Source organism: Rhizobium sp. PL01 (genome assembly GCF_033447125.1).
Classification (GTDB): domain Bacteria; phylum Pseudomonadota; class Alphaproteobacteria; order Rhizobiales; family Rhizobiaceae; genus Pararhizobium.
Genome location: NZ_JAWQUM010000006.1, coordinates 355,023 through 370,971 on the forward strand (window position 1 = coordinate 355,023; position 15,949 = coordinate 370,971).

Sequence of the window (15,949 nt, forward strand, 5' to 3'; positions counted from 1 at the left end):
GGGTTTCCGGTGCTATCCGAATGGACACTCTCGTGACTGACCATCTCCTCCTCGGTATCGACACCGGCGGAACCTATACCGACGCGGTTCTTTTCAGTGAAACCCATGGCGTTATCGCCAAGGCAAAGGCGTTGACCACGCGCCACGATCTGTCGGTCGGCATCGCCGGTGCTGTCGAGGCGGTGCTGGAGCAGGCAAAAGCACCGGCATCCGCCATCGGTCTGGTTTCGCTGTCGACGACGCTGGCCACCAACGCGCTGGTTGAGGGACAGGGCGGCCGCGCCGGCCTGGTGATGATTGGTTTTTCCCCGGAAGACCTGAAGCGCGATGGGCTGCAGGACGCGCTGGGGACCGATCCGGTCATCTTCCTGCCCGGTGGCCATAATGTCCATGGCGGCGAGACGCTGCTGGACATGACGCTGCTCGACGAAGCTCTGCCACAGCTCACGACCCAGGTTTCCTCCTTCGCTGTGGCGGGATATTTCGCTGTCCGGAATCCGGCTCACGAACAGCGGGTGCGTGACCGCATCCGCGAAGTGTCGCATCTCCCGGTCACCTGCAGTCATGAGCTGTCCTCGAAGCTTGGCGGTCCGCGCCGGGCTCTGACGACCCTTCTCAACGCCCGCCTCGTCTCGATGATCGACCGGCTGATCGGTGCCTGCGAGGGCTTTCTGAAGGCGCGTGGCATCGATGTGCCGATGATGGTCGTGCGCGGCGACGGCGCGCTGATTTCAGCGGCGGAAGCGCGGTTGCGGCCCATCGAAACCATTCTCTCCGGCCCGGCAGCAAGCCTTGTCGGCGCCCGGCATCTCACTGGCCTCGACAATGCTGTCGTCTCCGATATCGGCGGCACCACCACGGATGTGGCTGTGCTTGACCAGGGACGCCCCCGCCTGGATGGCGAAGGCGCTGTCGTCGGCGGTTTCCGCACCATGGTCGAGGCGGTGGCCATGCGCACATTCGGGCTCGGCGGTGATTCGGAAGTCCGTATCAACGATCGCGGGCTGCAAGCGAAGATCGATCTCGGCCCGCGCCGGTTTCTGCCCCTCAGCCTTGCAGCCGTCGAACATGAGGCTGCCGTTATTTCCGTGCTCGAGCGCCAGCTGCGCACCGCTCATGTCGGCCGCTACGATGGCCGTCTGGCCGTGCGAACCGGGCTTCCCGATCATCTGGCAAGCGGCCTGCAGCCGCAGGAACTGGCCCTGTACGAGCGGATTGGCGCGGTGCCGGTGGCCTTGGAGGGCCTTTTGACCAGCACCTTGCAGAAGGCGACGCTGGACAGGCTGGTGGCGCGGGGCCTCGTCCATATCTGTGGTCTTACCCCGTCCGACGCCATGCATGTGCTGGGGCGGCAGAACCAGTGGAATGCAACGGCAGCCCGGCTGGGTGCAGAGCTTGCCGCGCGGGTGAAAGATGGCTCGGGCAAGCCGATCGCCGCGTCGGCTGAAGCACTGTCAGAGATGATCGTTGCCCGGCTCACCCGCCAGTCTGCCGAGGTCATTCTCTCTTCCTGTCTGGCGGAAGATGGCGCGGCCATCGATCCTGCCGTGTCGCTTGCCGTCGATCGGGCGCTAAAGCGTGAACCGGGCATCGTCGCCTTTTCGCTGTCTCTCGATCGTCCGCTGGTGGGTCTCGGCGCATCTGCGCCGGTCTATTATCCGGCTATCGCAGAGATGCTCGGCGCCGAATCGTCGATACCCGCGGAAGCGGGGGTTGCCAATGCCGTCGGCGCTATCGTCGGGCAGGTAAGAGCCTCGGTAACAGTGTTTGTTTCGGCGCCGGAAGAGGGTATCTTCATCGTCAACGGTGCCGGTCCGAGCAGCCGCTTCCTGGATCAGGAACAGGCTTTTGGCGCGGCACGTGAGCGGGCTCAAGCCGCCGCCTTGGCATCGGCGCGGTCAAACGGCGCTGACGAGCCAGCTTTGGTGATGCGCGAGGAGATCGATGCGCCGGAAATCGAAGGCAGCCGCAAGCTGGTCGAAGCCCGGTTCACCGCCACAGCCAGCGGCCGCCCGCGCGTGGCGCACATTTGATTTGTTCCATTTTGGAAATAATTCTTCGCATTCTTGCTGGATTGACAGGGAATGAAAGCATGAGAGACTGCGCCCTCTTATATTAAAGCGTTAAATCATGGAGTTGCCGATGGGCCGGATAGAAAAGAATGGTTTGGAAATCGATGCGGATCTGCACGAATTTCTCGTCAAAGAGGCACTGCCCGGCACTGGCGTGAATGTAGACCAGTTCTTCGCCGCCTTCTCGCAGATTGTCCACGACCTCGCCCCGAAAAACCGCGATTTGCTGGCCAAGCGCGACGCGCTGCAGGAAAAGCTCGACAACTGGTACCGTCAGAATGGCGCGCCGGTCGATATGGCGGCCTATGAAGGCTTCCTGAAGGAGATCGGCTATCTCCTGCCGGAAGGTCCGGATTTCACGGTCTCCACCAGCAATGTCGATCCCGAGATCGCCACCATCGCCGGGCCACAGCTCGTCGTTCCCGTGATGAACGCACGTTATGCGCTGAATGCCGCCAATGCGCGCTGGGGTTCGCTCTACGATGCGCTCTACGGCACGGATGCGATTGCCGAGGATGGCGGCGCTGAAAAGGGCAGGGGTTACAACCCGGTTCGCGGCCAGAAGGTCATCGCCTGGGCACGTGGTTTTCTCGATGCCAGCGCGCCGTTGTCGGCAGGCAGCTGGAGCGATGTCACAGGGTTTGCCGTTGATGGCGCATCCTTGTCGATATCGACCGCATCAGGCGCGGTAAAGCTTGCCGATGCCGGTCAGTTCGCCGGCTATCGGGGCGACAAGACCTCGCCATCGCATCTGCTTTTGAAAAAGAACAACCTGCATATCGAGATTGTCATCGACGCGTCGACGGCTACCGGTAAGGACGACGGCGCCAATATCTCTGATGTCATCCTCGAATCGGCCATCACCGCGATCATGGATTGCGAGGATTCGATTGCTGCCGTCGATGCCGAGGACAAGATCGTCGTCTATCGCAACTGGCTGGGCCTGATGCGGGGCGACCTGCAGGAAGAGGTCAGCAAGGGTGGCAAGACGTTTGTCCGCAAGCTTAATCCGGATCTGGGCTTTGCCGCACCGCAGGGTGGAGAGGTTTCGCTGAAGGGCCGCGCGCTGATGCTGGTGCGCAATGTTGGTCACCTGATGACCAATCCGGCGATCCTTGACCGCGATGGCAACGAAGTTCCGGAAGGCATCATGGATGCCATGATCACCGGCCTGATCGCGCTTTACGATATCGGCCCGAACGGCCGCCGGATGAACTCGCGCGAAGGCTCGATGTATGTCGTCAAGCCGAAGATGCATGGACCGGAAGAGGTTGCGTTTGCGTCCGAAATCTTCAGCCGCGTCGAGCAGGCGGTCGGGATGGCGCCGAATACGATGAAGATGGGCATCATGGATGAGGAACGCCGCACCACGGTCAACCTCAAGGAATGCATCCGCGCGGCAAAAGAACGCGTCGTCTTCATCAACACCGGCTTCCTCGATCGCACCGGCGACGAAATGCACACGTCGATGGAAGCGGGCCCAATGATTCGCAAGGGCGATATGAAGCAGGCAGCGTGGATCGCGGCTTACGAAAACTGGAACGTCGATATCGGCCTCGAATGCGGCCTTGCCGGCCACGCGCAGATCGGCAAGGGCATGTGGGCCATGCCGGACCTGATGGCGGCTATGCTGGAACAGAAGATCGCTCATCCGAAGGCCGGCGCCAACACCGCCTGGGTTCCGTCGCCAACAGCCGCGACCCTGCACGCGACCCACTATCACAAGGTCGATGTTGCAGCCGTTCAGGCAGGCCTGAAGAGCCGGGTACGGGCAAAACTCAGCGATATTCTCTCCGTTCCGGTCGCATCGCGGCCGAACTGGACGGCAGCGGAAATCCAGCGCGAGCTGGACAACAACGCGCAAGGGATTCTCGGCTATGTGGTCCGCTGGATCGATCAGGGCGTCGGCTGCTCCAAGGTGCCGGACATCAACAATATCGGCCTGATGGAAGACCGCGCCACGCTGCGCATCTCCGCCCAGCATATGGCCAACTGGCTGCATCATGGCGTGGTGACCGAGGCGCAGATCGTCGAAACGATGAAGCGTATGGCAGCCGTCGTCGATGGCCAGAATGCCGGTGATGCGGCCTACACGCCGATGGCCGGCAATTTCGACGGTTCCATCGCCTTCCAGGCAGCGCTCGAACTGGTCTTGAAGGGCCGTGAGCAGCCGAACGGCTACACCGAGCCGGTCCTGCACCGCCGCCGTCTGGAACTGAAGGCAAGTCAGGCCGCTTAATCGGCCGTTTCGGAAGGCTTCCCTGTTCCACGTGAATCGCGCGGGAATACTGGAAGCCGCCCAAAGCCCCTTCTTCTCCCCAGCGGGGAGAAGTGCCGAATGCCGTGAGGCGATGAGGGGAGACACACGTCAATGTGCATCTCCCCTCATCCGGCCCTCTGGGACCACCTTCTCCCGTGTTCGGAAAAGGAGGTGCCTCGAAAAAAATCATCCCCGCTTTTCCCCGCCTCGAAAATACCGGTCATACTGTTCGAGCCTCCACCGCCGGAGTGTTGCGCGAGACGGTCGTGGACAGGAGGAGGCTGGTGCCCGTCGTCATGGCCGTAACGTGCGGTTCTGCAGGCGGGGGTTGGTGCCCGGGCGGGAAACCGCCTTAAAAACGTCTCCCCCGCGGTTTCCAGGCTGCGGTTTGGTTTAGCCATGCAAGTTCTGGCGCAAAGGCCGGGATGCGGCGAGACAAGGGCCGCCATTCGTAGGGGCCGGAAGCCCTGAAACAAGCCAAAGGCCACGCGGAAGCGGAGCCATGTTAAAATTGTTTCGAGAGGCCCCGCATCCGCGTGCGCTCTCCATGTTCTTTGAAAATCGCAGGCGGTTTCCCGCCGTGCGCATGCGAACCCGTATCGAAAAGAGAAGCCCGCGAGACGATCTGCCGGTAACGTGCAGGTCCGGAATCAAAAATCCCCGGGCAAGCCGGGGATTTGAAAGTGTCTGCGATGAATAGTTAGTCTCGTTACTGCTGAACGATGACGTGGGTGTTCTTGCCTGGACGAACGCGGGCGTAGAGGTCGATGATGTCCTGGTTGATCATGCGGATGCAGCCGGACGAAGCGGCGGTGCCGATCGAGGCCCATTCCGGCGAACCGTGGATGCGGAACAGCGTGTCCTTGCCTTCATCGTTGAACAGATACATGGCGCGCGCGCCGAGCGGGTTGCGCAGGCCTGGACCCATGCCGTTCTCGACATACTGGGCAACGTCCGGCTTGCGTACGGCCATTTCCTTCGGCGGATGCCATGTTGGCCATTCCTGCTTCCAGGCGACGTAGGCGCGGCCTTCCCATGCGAAACCGGCCTTGCCGACGCCAATGCCGTAGCGAACAGCCTTGCCGCCGGGCAGCACGAAGTAAAGGAAGCGGTTCGGCGTATTCACGATGATCGTGCCGGGCTTTTCAGCCGTGGCGTAATCGACGATCTGGCGGTGAAAGCGCTCGTTGACCTTGTTGATCGGGATCGCCGGCAGGGCGTAGCCATGATCCTCGACTGGGCCGTAGCCGTCCGAGAAAATCTGGTTGGTCGCGACTTTTTCGCCGAGGGGAGCGATCGGCGCGGTGGAGCAACTGGCCAAAGCGAGAGTGGCCGCGAGGCTGCACAGCAGGAATGCATTGCGGAGGCGCATGGGGATCTCTTAAAATGAGGCAAAGAATATCTGGGTCGTCTCGACCACCAGTGATTATGGTTTATTTGCGATTCCCGCCTGATTGCAAGGGAATGCGTTGCGGCATTTTTTTGCGGCAGTGCAAATTCCCGGCGGATTGTTTTTTTGCAACAAAAGCGGTCGTGTGAGACAGTTTAAAGTATGGCGATTCTTTCTATCCACAATGATAGTCCCTTGATCGACGGCCGGCAGTCGCAACGTGCGCTGATGGTCCGCCGCGGTGTGCAGCGTTACCTGCATGAATTGCGGCATGCGGTGCTGCCGGAACTGACGCTGGCCAGTGGCAGGCGTGCCGATCTGATTTCCATTTCGCCGAAAGGTGAAATCTGGATTGTCGAAATCAAGACATCGATCGAGGATTTCAAGGTGGACCGCAAATGGCCGGACTACCGGATGCATTCCGACCGGCTCTATTTCGCCACCCATAGCGGCGTGCCGCTGGATATTTTTCCGCAGGAATGCGGGCTGTTGTTGTCGGATGGTTATGACGCCGAGATGATCCGCGATGCGCCGGAACATAAGCTGTCAGCACCGACGCGCAAATCAGTCACCCTGAATTTCGCGCGTGTCTCCGCCCAACGGCTGATGCTGGCGGAATGGTCTGCGGACAGGGCAGGCGATACCAGCCCGAACATGCGCGACATCGTTTCGGGCGCGCTGGACGGCGAAAGCTGAGACGCGCCGTTACTTCGGCGCGCGCTTGGCCAGGATGCGCTGCAGCGTGCGGCGGTGCATGTTGAGCCGGCGGGCAGTCTCGGAGACATTGCGTTCGCACATTTCATAGACGCGCTGGATATGCTCCCAGCGAACACGGTCGGCCGACATCGGGTTTTCTGGCGGCTCGGCGCGTTCGCCGGCTTTCTGCACCAGCGCCGCGAAGATGTCGTCGGCGTCGGCGGGCTTGGCAAGGTAATCGACAGCCCCGAGTTTTACCGCGTTGACGGCGGTGGCGATATTTCCGTAGCCGGTCAACATGATGATACGCGTGTCGTCGCGGCGCGAGCGGATCGCTTCGATGACGTCGAGACCGCTGCCGTCGCCGAGCCTGAGGTCAACCACCGCGTATTTCGGCGGGCGGGTCTTGGCCTTGGCGATGCCTTCTGCAACCGATTCGGCGACATCGACGGCGAAACCGCGAGTTTCCATGGCGCGGCCGAGCCGGCGCAGGAAGGGCGCGTCGTCATCGACGATGAGAAGGGACGTATCAGCGCCGATCAGGGCAGCATCACTCGGTGCGCTTTCGTGTTCGGTGAGTTTTTCCGTCATGTCGCAATCCTCGGTGCAGTCTCTTGTTGTTGCACTCTATGTAAGTTTGCTTATTCCCGGTGTAAAATTCCGTAAAGTCATTTCGACTGATTTGTGTCCATCAGGATGCGCGGCCATTCGACGCTGACACGGGCGCCGGGCTTTTCCGGGCCACCGTTTTCGAAAGTCAGCTTGGCGCCCGAGCGCTCCAGCAGCGTCTTCGCAATAAACAATCCAAGACCCAGGCCGCCAGCGCTATCATCCTTCTGGCGTTTTGTAACATAGGGCTCGCCGATCCGGCTCAGAATATCCGGTGCGTAGCCGTCGCCATCGTCCTCGATGACCACGGACACGATCGCCGGTGTATGGGTGACAGTCACCGTCACTTCCTTCTTGGCATAATCGACGGCGTTTTCCAGCAGATTGCCGAGACCATAGAGAATACCGGCATTGCGGTTGCCGACCGGCTCCTTGGCGCGATCTCCCCGTTCGACAAGGTTGATCTGGATGCCGAACTCGCGGTGTGGCGCCATCACCTCCTCGATCAGCGACGACAGCGGCAGGTGCCGCATATGCGCTTCGTTCTCGGAGGACAGCGTCGTCAGCCGTCTCAGGATATCCCGGCAGCGTTCGCTCTGACTGCGCAACAGGTGCACGTCCTCGCCAAACCGCGGATCATCGCCCAGTTCGCGCTCCATTTCCTTGGCAACGACGCTGATAGTGGCAAGCGGGGTGCCGAGTTCGTGGGCGGCGGCGGCGGCCAGTCCGTCGAGCTGCGACAGATGCTGCTCCCGCTGCAGCACCAGTTCGGTCGCCGTCAACGCCTCGGACAGCTCGCTCGCCTCCAGCGATACACGGTAGGTGTAGAAGGCGGCGAAGGCGGTGGTCGAGACGATGGCAAACCAGATGCCGACTGTCAGAACCGTCGGCATCAGAAGCACGACGCCGGGATACCAGGGCAAGGGGAAAGGCGAGAAGGCGAGCCCCGTAATGCCGAGGATCGCAAGGCTTGCCAGCGCGATGCTGTGCCATTTCGGCTGCGATGCGGACGAGATGATAACGGGAACACAGACCAGCGGCGCAAACGGATTGGCCAGCCCGCCGGTAATGAACAAAAGCGCTGTCAGCTGGGCAAGGTCGATGCCGAGCAAGGCGAAGGCAGCCGGCGGCTGCAGCCGGTGCGTCGGCGGGTAGCGTATGGTGAGATAGGCGTTTACCCAGGCGAGAAGCGCGATCAGCGAGCAGGAGGCAATCAATGGCAACGGAAACTGCAGCCAGAAAGCGGTGATCATCACCGCGATCGATTGTCCGCCGACGGCCAGCCAGCGCAGCCTGACAATTGTCTGCAAGCGCAGAACGCGGCTTGTGGCGGCTTCTTCCCCGTCAAGTGCGGCGGTTGTCATCCGGTTTCCTGTCGTTAATGCCATTGAAGCCTCATGTACCACGCGGTTTTGCCCGTGTCGTCGGCGGGGCGTTTGCCGGGTCCTCCGGCCAGGGATGCTTCGGGTAACGCCCGCGCATGTCGGCGCGCACATCCTTCCAGGATCCGGCCCAAAAGCCGGGCAGATCGCGCGTTGTCTGCATCGGCTTATGGCCCGGGGAGATCAATTCCAGAAGCAGTGGCAACCGGCCGCCGCCGATTGCCGGATGCGTCTTCAGCCCGAACAGCTCCTGGACACGGATCGACAGAACTGGCTCGTCGCCGTCATAGCGGATCGGGTGGCGCTGCCCGGTTGGCGCTTCGAAATGCGTCGGCGCCAGTCGGGCAAGATCTCGGGCAACGTCATGCGGAACGAGTGATTGCAGGCCTTCCGAGAGGCTGCCGGTATTGATGTCGTCGATACCACGCGTGTCACGCTGGAACGGCACGAGCCAGTCGTCCAGCCGCGACAGCAGGCTTTCATCCGACATATCCGGCCAGGGTTCGCCGAGCGTGCGATACAGAAAACCGATGCGATCGCGCAATTGCGCCGCTTCCTTGGAAAACGGCAGGACGGCAAGCCCAAGCTGGCGAACGCCATCGGCGAGGGCCCGGGCCGCCGCCTCGCCCTTTGGTTTGCTGAGCGGCGTCTCGTCGAAAACGATGGCGCCAAGTCGCGTCACCCGCCGCGCCCGGACCTGCCGGCTCGGCCGGTCGAAGAATGTCTGGTCCTCCTGGACGATCGCCTGCGGCATATGCGCTTCGACATCGGCGCGGGTGATTTCCGCGGCAGCCAGAATGCGTTGCCCGCCGGCGCGGCCGGTGAGGTCGGCAATAACCAGCATAGAGGCACCGGCCAGGCGCTCGGTCTCCGGCAGCTCGGCCCCACGGCCATTGGCCATGACGAACCGGCCGCGTCCGCCCCGTTGCAGGGCGATCCGGTCGGGAAAGGCCTGCATCAGGAGAATGCCGGGCTGAACCGGTTCGTTGGTCTCTTTGCCGGCACCCAGTCCCTTGGCCATTCGCCGGGCAAGGCCCCGCGAAGCATCAGTGCGGTCACCGCGCTCGGACTTGAACCGCCGCAACCGGTCTTCCAGATCGATGCTGTTGCCGCCCAAACCTTGCTCGGTCAAAACCACGGCCAGAAGACATGCCTCATAGGCCCGGCCATCCTCCGCCGCCGAAACGGCCATGGCGGCAAGACGCGGCGGCAAAGCGAGCTGGCGAATTTGCTTGCCCCTTGCCGTCAGCGCGCCGCTGATATCCAGCGCACCGAGCTGAACAAGAAGCGCCTTCGCCTCCTGCCATGTCGTCACGGGTGGTGGATCGAGAAAACCAAGACCGGACGGATCCGCGACACCCCAGTGGGCGAGATCCAGCACAAGGCCCGAAAGGTCGCTGGACAGGATCTGCGGCGGGGTAAAGGCAGGCAGCGCTGCCGTTTGTCCTTGATGCCACAGACGGATGGCAATGCCGGGTTCCGTACGCCCGGCGCGGCCCGCCCGCTGATCGGCGGAGGCGCGGGAAACGCGCACGGTCTCCAGCCGGGTAATGCCGGTTGACGCTTCAAAGGCGGGCAACCGCTGAAGACCGCTGTCGATGATGATCCGCACGCCGTCGATGGTGATCGAGGTCTCGGCGATCGAGGTTGCCAGCACGATCTTGCGTGTTCCCGCTGCAGCCGGCCGGATGGCGGCATCCTGTTCCTTCTGGCTGAGATTGCCGAACAGCGGTGTAACTATGGTTTCCGGACCAAACCGGCCAGTCAGCCTCTCGGCTGTGCGGGTGATTTCCGCCTGCCCCGGCAGGAAGGCGAGGATCGAACCCGCTTCTTCGCGATGCGCCTCGACGATGGCACGCGTCACGGCATCTTCCACCCGTTCAGTGGATGCCCGTTCGCGATAGCGGACATCCACCGGGAAACTGCGCCCCTGGCTTTCGATCACAGGCGCTCCGCCGAGCAAGTGTGCCACGCGCTCGACATCCAGCGTCGCCGACATGACGATCAGCTTGAGATCATCGCGCAGCGCCTGCTGCACATCGAGCGCCAGCGCCAGTCCGAAATCCGCATCCAGCGACCGCTCATGAAACTCGTCGAAAAGCACTGCTGCAACACCCGGCAATTCCGGATCGTCCAGCAGCATCCGTGCAAAAACACCTTCAGTCACCACTTCGATGCGGGTCTTCGCCGAAATCCGGCTGTCGAGCCGCATGCGGTAGCCGACCGTATCGCCGACGTTCTCGCCGAGCAGGCTTGCCATGCGCCCGGCAGCGGCGCGGGCCGCGAGCCGGCGCGGCTCAAGCAGGATGATCCGGCCATCGCCGCGCCAGGGCTGATCCAGCAGAAACAGCGGCACGAGCGTCGTCTTGCCAGCACCTGGCGGTGCCGACAGGACGACAGCTGGAGCCCGGGTCAACGCCTCGCCGAGCGCTGGCAGAATGGTCTTGACGGGGAGATCGGGGAGTGTGTCCGTCACGCTCATCGGTCAATATCCTCGCCGACCACAACGACAGGTCCACCAGCGGCGTCCGCATCCGCCTGATCATGGGACACCAGAAGTATGGGCAGGCCTGCGGCTTTCGCGCGCGAGAAAATCAGTGTGCGGGTCTGTTGCCGCAGGTCGCTGTCGAGTTTGGAAAAGGGTTCATCCAGCAGAAGCAGCCGCGGCGCCGACAGCATCACGCGTTGGAGCGCCACCCGGGCTTTCTGCCCGCCCGAGAGCGTGGCCGGATCCCGATCGAAAAAACCCTCCAGCTCGACATCGGCCAGCGCCCGCTCCACCATCCGCCGCCGTTGGTCCCGCTTTACAATCGATGGCGTCAATCCGAACAGCAGATTGCCGCCGACCGAAAGATGTGGAAACAGCAGAGGGTCCTGAAAGAGCATGCCGCACCGGCGTTTTTCCGCCGGAACGCCGGTCAGATTATCACCGTTGATCACGATATGGCCTCTGGCCGTGAAGGCCGGATCGAGAAAACCGCCTATAAAGGCAAGCAGCGCCGATTTTCCGGAGCCGGATGGCCCCATCACCGTCAGGATTTCACCGGGCCGGACATGCGCTGACAAAGAGAGCAGCATTCGGCCGTTCAGGGCGATGGAAATCGCCTCCAGATGCAGGCCGTCTGTCGTGTCGGGTTTCATTCAAATCCTCATCGCGCGCCGATCGCGGAATAGCAAGTGTGGCACCAGCGATGCAATCAGAAATCCGCCGAACGGAACCAGCGTCTGCAGAAGCGCATAGACGCCGATGGCTCGCCGGTCACCGCCGGACGACAGGGCCACGGCCTCGGTCGTGATGGTGACGATCCGCCCCGCGCCGATCAGAAGCGTCGGCAGATAGAGCCCGGCGGAAACCGCAAATCCGACGGCAAAGGCCGTGAGGCAGGCGCGTGTCAGCATCGGCAGACGGACATGCAGCAGGATCTTCAACGGCGATTTTCCGAGCCCCGCCGCCAGCGTTTCGTAGCGCCGGTCGAGCGCCTGCCAGGGCTGCGACAAGGACAGAACGACATAGGGGAGCACGAAAATCAGGTGCACGAACAGCAGGAGCGCGAAGGATGCGTCAAACCCAAGCGCCACGCTGAGAATTTGCAGGCCAAAGACGAAGCAGAGCTGCGGCACGATCAGCGGCAGGTAGAGCACGCCACCCAGGGCGCGGCTGTTCCGAGGGCTACCCTGCCATAAGAGGCCGATGGCAAGCAGAAGAGCAATCGCCGCGGAGCTGCTTGCCAGCGAGATTGTCGTCTCTATCGCCGCCCCGGCGTGCGGCAAGGCGCGCATCCATGGCTGAAGCGTTGTGATGTCGGGCAGCAGGGCCGGAAACGGCCAGAGACCTGCAATCGACCACATGAACAGGACGAGAAGACCGAGGAAGACGAGTGCTGCCGATAAGGCCATGGCGGCGCAAGCAGACCTGCACAGCAACCGGTCGTCGGCCCTGCGAATGCCTGATCCGGATATCCGCCGCAGCAGAAGAGCCCCGATCTTTTCCCCGGCGAACCACAGCAGCATTGCCGCTACGGTGAGCCCAAGCTGCAGGAGCGCGCCTGCTGAAGCCAGAAAACGCATCCGAAGATCGCTGTCGGCCATCCATTCGGTAATGCGCACCGCAAGCGGCGCGGGTAGGGCAGGACCGAGGATCATCGCCACATCGACGACGGAACTGGCATAGGCAAGCACGGCAAAGACCGGCAACCGGATCTGCCGGTAAAGAAGTGGCCAGACGCAGATCAGAAAACCCCGGATGCGGCCATAGCCAAGACTGGCCGCAAGCTGGCGCGCCTGCCGCAGCGGCACCTGTGGCAGCGCTGCCAGCGTGACCAGGAACAGAAACGGCATTTCCTTGACGACAAGCCCTGCCATCATCGTCAATCCCAGCGGATCCTGCGGCACCAGCCAATCGGGTGGGCTGACATAGCCGGTCAGATCCGGTGAAACGAGGCGCAGCAACAATCCTGATGGAGCTACAAGGAAGGCAAGCCCAAAGGCTGCGGCTGCGTGCGGGATAGCAAGCAGCGGCGAAACCAGATGCTGGATGCGCGAAAACATCCGCGTTCCGGCATAGCCAGCGGTAAACAGCATGACGATGAGGAGCGAGATGCCGGTGGTCATGATCGCCGTCGCAAAGCTGATCAGCGACGAGCGCAACAGGTGTGGCTGCGCTGCGAGGTCAATAAAATGGTCGAGCGTCAGATGACCCCCGCCGAGCGCGGGTAACAGACCAAACGCGGGCCCGGCCGTACCCGCAAGTCCCGCCAGGATCGGCAGGCCGATCATTGCAAGCACGAGACCAGAGACGCTGAACCGGCGGTTCATGGTTTCACCGCCAGTCCGCGGCTGGACGTGGCTTTCCTCAGTTTGCCGCTCCATAGCGCTTGACCCATTCCGCCTCGATACGCGTCATCCAGTCGGGATGCGGCTCGGGCAGTGCAGGCCCAAGCTTTTCCGGCGGCAATGTCGCGATGCCGAGATCAAGCGCTGCGAACGCCGCCCGGTCAGCCTCCGGCAGCTTGCCCAACGCCAGCACCGTCGGATCCCCCCAGATTTTCGGATCCTGTTTGCGCACCTGCGCCTCCGGTGACAACAGGAAGTTGGCGAGCACCAAAGCACCCGCCTTGGCATTGGCATTATAGGGAATGCCGACGAAATGCGTGTTGCCGAGCGTTCCCTTCGAAAACACGAAGGAGCGGACGCTGCCGGGCAGTTCTCCCGCGGCGATGCCGGCCGAGGCTTCCGCCGGGTTGAAGGCGAAGATGATGTCGAGTTCACCATCGGCCAGCTTCTGCTTCATGTCGGGATAGTTTTGCGGAAAAGCCTTGCCCTTCCGCCACAGCAGCGGATGCAACTGGTCGAGATAGGCAAACAGCGGTGCCACATCCTGTTCGAACGTCGCGTCATCGACCGGTTTCTGCAGCTTCGCCTTGTCGGCGATCAGTTCGCTCAGCACCTGCTTGAGAAAGGACGAGCCGATAAAGTCCGGCGGCTGAGGATAGGAAAACCGGCCGGGATGGGTTTGCGCAAAGGAAAGCAGGTCCTTGGCCGAATCCGGCAGGTCCTTCTGCGCCGTGCGGGCCTCATCATAGAAGAACACCAGTTTTGCCGCGCCCCAAGGGCTTTCCAGCCCTTCGGTCGGAATGGTGAAATCTGTCGTGGTGGTCGGCTGGTTGCCGATATCGACGAGAGCCCAGTTCGGCAGCTTCGTTGCCCAGTCTGGAGAAAACAACAGGTCCTGGCGCTTCATCGCGGCAAAATTCTCGCCATTGATCCAGATGAGATCGACGGAACCATGCTGGTTGCGCCCGGCTGTCTTTTCGGCAAGCACTGTTGTCACTGCCTTTGCCGTATCGTCTAGCTTGACCTGCACGACCGTAACACCGAACCGCGCCTTCACTACATCACCGGCCCATTGAATATAGGCGTTGATATTGGCCGAACCGCCCCAGGCGTTGAAATACACGGTCTCGCCGCGTGCCTCGGCCAGCACCTGGTCCCAATTGGCAGCATCGGTTGCCATCGCGGATTCGAGGGGAGCCAGTGCCAGCGGAGCCAGGAGCAGCATCCGCGTAAACATCCGTCGTGTCGATCTGATCATGCTTTCCCCACTGGTGCCCAAAATTCGCGGCCCCAACCTAAGCCAAGGCCGCGATCCGTCAACGCAGGTTGGAGGCAACTGCCATCACGATCCGGTGACGGGTAATCAGCCGCGTCGTGACCGCTCGAAGGCCAGAACGGCCCCGGCCAGATCCTCGAGCGCTGCACCGACGGATTTGAACAGGGTGATTTCGCTTGGGGTCGTTCTGCCCGCATGCCGCCCGCCGGTCAGCTCTGCCAGATCGGCCCGCACTGAACCGGCGGCAATGATCCCGGCCCGCAACGGCTGAACCAGATCGCCACCTTCTGTGAGCGCGCCGTCACGGGTATCGACAAACAGCGTGGCGCGCTCAACAGCCCGGTCGTCGCTCTCGCGCATGCTCGGCTTGAAGGCGCCAACGAGGTCGAGATGTGCGCCGTCCTTCAACCAGTCGCCGCGGATCAGCGGCTCGGAGGACAAGGTGGCACAGGAAATGATGTCGGCCTGCCGGGCAGCGGCTTCTATATCCGTTGCAACGGAGACCGAGATCCCGGGAAGATTAAGCTGTGCCGCGGTCATTTCGGCCTTACGGGCATCGCGGGCCCAGATCGTCACTTCGGATATCGGCCGGACCGAGGCGTGCGCCTCGATCAGGTTCTGCGACAGCCGCCCGGCACCGACCATCAGCATGCGTCGCGCATCCTTTACGGCGAGATAGTCTGCGGCGAGCGCTGACGCGGCGGCCGTGCGGCGCGCAGTGAGCTCCGCACCGTCGATGATGGCTAGAAGCTGGCCGGTCTTGCCGGAGGAAAGCAGATAGCTGCCATGGATGGCGGGCAGGTTCCGGCCGCTATTGCCCGGAAACACCGAAACCATCTTGACCCCAATATAACTGCCGGGCTGCCAGGCCGGCATCAGAAGCAAGGTCGCGGCATCTTCGCCCGGAACTTCCACATCATGGTGATGACGTACCGGCATCTCGCAACCGTCGCGGAACATCGTTCTGAGCGCCTCTATAAGGTCGCTCCAGGGCAGCGCCGCGCGTGTTTCGGCTTCATTCAGGACCAGCATATCTTTCTCCCATGGTAAGTCGGCTGAGATTAGCAGGAGTTGCGCAAGTGACAAAAGGACAGGATGTTTTGATGTTGTGCGGCCTGCGCATAACCGTCTGATCCCGCCATTCCCGTTTTTGCGCATTTGGACAAGATTTCTTGCGTTGGAATCGGGGTGTTTCGATGGTTTTTGTGGTGTGTTTGGTTGTTTCGGTAATACACTAGCGATAACAGTAACTTACGAGAAACATGATTTTCTTTCCCAGTCTGTGTTGACTTCTTTTGGGGTGTGGGACTATAAACCGCTCACCAACGAGGGCGGCGGCGCTGCTGGCGACCGACGAACTCGCTCTGAAGTTTCTTACGAAAGTTTGGTGCGGATTGTGGGTTTCAGGCGGGAACGCTGATGGCTCTCGGG

At 61.9% G+C, this 15,949-nt stretch carries 11 protein-coding genes; 3 read left to right on the plus strand and 8 right to left on the minus strand.

The features are described 5' to 3' along the window. The first annotated feature begins 32 nt into the window (after positions 1-32). Complete coding sequence (locus R6X40_RS17015) at positions 33-2,033, plus strand: hydantoinase/oxoprolinase family protein (RefSeq protein WP_318414961.1); 2,001 nt, start codon at positions 33-35, stop codon at positions 2,031-2,033. Between the two features lie 109 nt (positions 2,034-2,142). Further along, positions 2,143-4,311 (plus strand): malate synthase G, encoded by a 2,169-nt coding sequence (locus tag R6X40_RS17020; RefSeq protein ID WP_318414962.1) that lies wholly within the window; start codon positions 2,143-2,145, stop codon positions 4,309-4,311. 730 nt (positions 4,312-5,041) lie between these two features. Here the strand turns inward: R6X40_RS17020 and R6X40_RS17025 are convergent. Then, positions 5,042-5,704: a L,D-transpeptidase gene (locus R6X40_RS17025; protein ID WP_318414963.1), complete on the minus strand. Its 663-nt coding sequence runs from the start codon at positions 5,702-5,704 to the stop codon at positions 5,042-5,044. 180 nt (positions 5,705-5,884) lie between these two features. Here R6X40_RS17025 and R6X40_RS17030 point away from each other — a divergent pair, with 180 nt between their 5' ends. Then, a complete protein-coding gene (locus R6X40_RS17030; RefSeq protein ID WP_318414964.1) occupies positions 5,885-6,418 on the plus strand; it encodes an MmcB family DNA repair protein in 534 nt (177 codons plus the stop codon). A gap of 9 nt (positions 6,419-6,427) precedes the next feature. Here the strand turns inward: R6X40_RS17030 and R6X40_RS17035 are convergent, their stop codons facing one another. The 7 genes from R6X40_RS17035 to R6X40_RS17065 all read right to left on the minus strand — a co-directional run bounded on the left by R6X40_RS17035 (position 6,428) and on the right by R6X40_RS17065 (position 15,550). Continuing rightward, a complete protein-coding gene (locus R6X40_RS17035; RefSeq protein WP_318414965.1) occupies positions 6,428-7,009 on the minus strand; it encodes an ActR/PrrA/RegA family redox response regulator transcription factor in 582 nt (193 codons plus the stop codon). A 77-nt stretch (positions 7,010-7,086) separates the two neighbouring features. Beyond that, positions 7,087-8,391: an ActS/PrrB/RegB family redox-sensitive histidine kinase gene (locus R6X40_RS17040; protein ID WP_318414966.1), complete on the minus strand. Its 1,305-nt coding sequence runs from the start codon at positions 8,389-8,391 to the stop codon at positions 7,087-7,089. Positions 8,392-8,422: 31 nt separating this feature from the next. After that, a complete protein-coding gene (gene hrpB, locus R6X40_RS17045; RefSeq protein ID WP_318414967.1) occupies positions 8,423-10,891 on the minus strand; it encodes an ATP-dependent helicase HrpB in 2,469 nt (822 codons plus the stop codon). Continuing rightward, positions 10,888-11,550 carry an ATP-binding cassette domain-containing protein gene (locus R6X40_RS17050; protein WP_318414968.1) on the minus strand — a complete coding sequence of 221 codons (663 nt, stop codon included), beginning with the start codon at positions 11,548-11,550 and terminating at the stop codon, positions 10,888-10,890. The genes hrpB and R6X40_RS17050 overlap by 4 nt, the downstream gene beginning before the upstream one ends. Beyond that, entirely contained in the window at positions 11,551-13,224 is a 1,674-nt protein-coding gene (locus R6X40_RS17055) for an ABC transporter permease (protein WP_318414969.1), read from the minus strand. A 37-nt stretch (positions 13,225-13,261) separates the two neighbouring features. After that, positions 13,262-14,500 (minus strand): ABC transporter substrate-binding protein, encoded by a 1,239-nt coding sequence (locus R6X40_RS17060; protein ID WP_412178396.1) that lies wholly within the window; start codon positions 14,498-14,500, stop codon positions 13,262-13,264. A 105-nt stretch (positions 14,501-14,605) separates the two neighbouring features. After that, positions 14,606-15,550 (minus strand): ornithine cyclodeaminase family protein, encoded by a 945-nt coding sequence (locus R6X40_RS17065; RefSeq protein WP_318414970.1) that lies wholly within the window; start codon positions 15,548-15,550, stop codon positions 14,606-14,608. Positions 15,551-15,949: the final 399 nt, after the last annotated feature.

Coding starts and splice junctions, on each gene's coding strand:
- R6X40_RS17020 (WP_318414962.1), top strand. CDS start 2,143: ATGGGCCGGATAGAAAAGAATGGTTTGGAAATCGATGCGGATCTGCAC.
- R6X40_RS17025 (WP_318414963.1), bottom strand. CDS start 5,704: ATGCGCCTCCGCAATGCATTCCTGCTGTGCAGCCTCGCGGCCACTCTC.
- R6X40_RS17030 (WP_318414964.1), top strand. CDS start 5,885: ATGGCGATTCTTTCTATCCACAATGATAGTCCCTTGATCGACGGCCGG.
- R6X40_RS17035 (WP_318414965.1), bottom strand. CDS start 7,009: ATGACGGAAAAACTCACCGAACACGAAAGCGCACCGAGTGATGCTGCC.
- R6X40_RS17040 (WP_318414966.1), bottom strand. CDS start 8,391: ATGACAACCGCCGCACTTGACGGGGAAGAAGCCGCCACAAGCCGCGTT.
- hrpB (WP_318414967.1), bottom strand. CDS start 10,891: ATGAGCGTGACGGACACACTCCCCGATCTCCCCGTCAAGACCATTCTG.
- R6X40_RS17050 (WP_318414968.1), bottom strand. CDS start 11,550: ATGAAACCCGACACGACAGACGGCCTGCATCTGGAGGCGATTTCCATC.
- R6X40_RS17055 (WP_318414969.1), bottom strand. CDS start 13,224: ATGAACCGCCGGTTCAGCGTCTCTGGTCTCGTGCTTGCAATGATCGGC.
- R6X40_RS17060 (WP_412178396.1), bottom strand. CDS start 14,500: ATGATCAGATCGACACGACGGATGTTTACGCGGATGCTGCTCCTGGCT.
- R6X40_RS17065 (WP_318414970.1), bottom strand. CDS start 15,550: ATGCTGGTCCTGAATGAAGCCGAAACACGCGCGGCGCTGCCCTGGAGC.